Genomic DNA, 2,795 nt, shown 5'->3' with positions numbered 1-2,795 from the left:
TCATCGAACGCGGCACCATTCGCGACACCCGATTCCTGCACCGCTACCGGGCCTGGCTCAACGAACACCAACCCCACCAAATCGCAGCTTGACAACTATAGGAGCATCAGGCTCACGGGCATCGGCCGTGGGAAACTCACCGAGCCCGCTGCCGCTTTCGCTGGCACCCTCGGCACTCAGATCAAACTGCTCAAAGCCCGCGACCCCGAGTCCAAGGGCATGGTCGAACGAATGAATCGGTTCTTCCGCAGCCGCTTCATGTCAGGCCGCGCCTTCACCTCTCCCGATGATTTCAACGAGCAGCTCGCCGCGTGGTTACCCGTGGCGAACAATCGTCTCTCCCGGTCCCGCCGAGGTCGACCCAATGACCTCATCAGCAGGGACCGGGCCGCGATGCGCGGGCTCCCGCCGATGGCACCGGAGGTCATGTTTCGCAACAGCGTCCGACTGCCACGCGATTACTACGTTCGCGCGTTCAGTAACGACTACTCCGTCGGCCACTGCCTAACCCGCGGACGGGTCGACCCGCCGATTTCCTCTTCACCCATCACGGCCACCGACTCAGCCAGAGCGCCGTCCGAGCCGAACTCGCCCGGGCGGGAGAAGCCGCAGGTCTGGGCAAGCTGACCCCACACCAGCTCCGTCACACCTACGCCACCGCGCTGGTCAACGCCGGCGTGTCCCTGCAAGCGCTCATGGCGCTGCTCGGTCACGTCTCCGCGCAGATGAGTCTGCGCTACGGGCAGCTCTTCGACAGCACCATCCGCACCGAATATGAGCGCGCCCTCGACTTGGCCAAAGCCCACATCGGGCCGATGAATACCAGCCCGACGACCGCCGGGCGGACGACGCTGCCCCTCGTCGACATCAGCCACGGGAACTGGCGGGAAACACCCACGATCAAAGCGCGCATGGCCGGCGGCTACTGCCTCCGAGCGCCCGCGCAAGAAGCCTGCCCCTACGCCAATATCTGCGAGCACTGCCCCAGTTACCGCACCGACGACACCTACACGCCCGTCCTCACCGCCCAGCGCGCCGACGCTCAGATTCTTGCCCGCGACGCCGAAGCTCGCGGCTGGACCAGCGAAGCCGAACGCCACCGCAAACTCATCGACCGCCTCGACGCCCTCATCAATCAGGCGCACACCGCATGACGCCCACCAGCCGGCACCAGCAGGTGGAACAGGCCTTGGCCGAGCTCCAGCAGGCTGGCATCCCGGTCAGTATCACTGCCGTCGCCGTGCACACCGGAATCGCGCGCGCCACCCTCTATCGCCACCCCGAACTCATCGCGTTGATCCGCGAGCACCGTGCACAAACGAGCGACAACCTCACGCTGACCGGGCTCAACGCCGACCTCGCGCACCTCCGCATCGGCATCGAGGCCGTCGCCGACCGCGTCCGCCACCACGAGGAACGCCTCCGCCACCTCGAACAAGAACGCAAGACCGAGAGCAATTCCTAACCGCCACGAGAATTGCTTCGCCAGATAATCGACCCCGATTAGCCGGTTAATGCGGCGACAACGCCGCGATGGAGTCGTTCTTCGCGTTGCTGCAGAAGAACGTCCTCGACCGGCAACGCTGGGCTACCCGGGACGAGCTCCGCCTGGCGATGGTGGTGTGGATTGAACGGACCTACCACCGCCGGCGACGACAACGCGGCCTCGGCAAACTCACCCCGATCGAGTTTGAGACAATAAACATGACCCTCAACGCCACCTAAAACCCCAAACCCAACGAGTCAACCAAACCCGGGGCAGTCCCGCTCTTCTCATCGCTAGGAGCAGTGGCCCCGAAGGTCAATAACACCGGCCCCAGGAGAGCGAATATTCATCCAACGCTTCGATGGTCGCTGCTGCCGTCGAACACAACCGCACTGTTCACGAGGCTCAGGTTGCGAAACCCACAGCCGGCCTCATTCAGGCTACTGGATCCGCTCTCCCGACTGGGCCTCGACGGTAACTACTTAGGTTCTTGGGGACTGTCTCTTAAACGGTGTTTCCGGCCTGACGCGCTGGACGTGGGTCTGGTNGCTGGGCCAGTTCACGAAAACGTTCCTGGAGACGGCTCTGAACGAGGAAATGACTGAGCATCTCGGTCATGAGAAGAACCGTGCCCCGGACGAGCGTGACGAATCCAACGTGCGCAACGGGACCCGGCCCAAAACGGTGATCAGCCCCTCGACGGGGCCGGTGACCATCCAGGTGCCTCGTGACCGGGACGCCACGTTCACTCCGGTGATCGTGCCGAAACGACAACGCCGTTTGACCGGGGTCGATGAGATTGTGCTGTCGTTGTATGCCCGCGACCTCACGACCGGGGAGATCAGCGCGCACTTCAACCAGATCTACGGCGCCCAAGTCTCCAAAGAGACGATCTCTCGCATCACGGACAAGGTGATCGAGGAGATGCAAACGTGGCAGTCCCGCCCCTTGAACGGCGTCTACGCGGCGATCTTCATCGACGCGATCGTCGTGAAGATTCGGGACGGGCAGGTCGCCAACCGGCCCATCTACGCGGCCATCGGCGTGACCCTGGACGGCGATAAAGACATTCTCGGGTTGTGGGCCGGCACTGGCGGTGAGGGCGCTAAGTTCTGGATGTCTGTGCTGACGGACATCAAGAACCGTGGTGTGACCGACACGTTCTTCCTGGTCTGTGACGGTTTGAAGGGGCTGCCCGACGTTGTCGGGAACGTGTGGCCGTTGACACGGTGCAGACGTGCATCATTCACCTCATTCGGAACACGTTCAAGCTGTCCTCGAAGAAGGATTGGGATGCGATGAAACGAGC

At 63.0% G+C, this 2,795-nt stretch carries 3 protein-coding genes and 3 pseudogenes; all 6 read left to right on the top strand.

Annotated features, from left to right (window positions below):
• Positions 1-105: 105 nt before the first annotated feature.
• Positions 106-306: pseudogene (locus E3T41_RS18930) on the top strand (IS21 family transposase); the annotation flags it as partial.
• A 5-nt stretch (positions 307-311) separates the two neighbouring features.
• Complete coding sequence (gene cas5 / locus E3T41_RS18925) at positions 312-368, top strand: CRISPR-associated protein Cas5 (RefSeq protein ID WP_370257166.1); 57 nt, start codon at positions 312-314, stop codon at positions 366-368.
• Positions 369-500: 132 nt separating this feature from the next.
• Positions 501-1,154 (top strand): tyrosine-type recombinase/integrase, encoded by a 654-nt coding sequence (locus tag E3T41_RS18390; RefSeq protein ID WP_370257164.1) that lies wholly within the window; start codon positions 501-503, stop codon positions 1,152-1,154.
• Entirely contained in the window at positions 1,151-1,465 is a 315-nt protein-coding gene (locus E3T41_RS05940; protein ID WP_134477743.1) for a hypothetical protein, read from the top strand. Before E3T41_RS18390 ends, E3T41_RS05940 begins: the two co-directional genes overlap by 4 nt.
• Positions 1,466-1,515: 50 nt before the next feature.
• Positions 1,516-1,725 (top strand): annotated as a pseudogene (locus E3T41_RS05935) (IS3 family transposase); the annotation flags it as partial.
• A gap of 310 nt (positions 1,726-2,035) precedes the next feature.
• A pseudogene (locus E3T41_RS05930) lies at positions 2,036-2,795 on the top strand (IS256 family transposase); the annotation flags it as partial.

The sequence above is a fragment of the Cryobacterium sp. Hh38 genome (genome assembly GCF_004403235.1).
In the GTDB taxonomy this organism is placed as follows: Bacteria; Actinomycetota; Actinomycetes; order Actinomycetales; family Microbacteriaceae; genus Cryobacterium; species Cryobacterium levicorallinum.
Note: the sequence above shows the minus strand (reverse complement) of the source record. Positions and strands in the feature narration are given on the sequence as shown.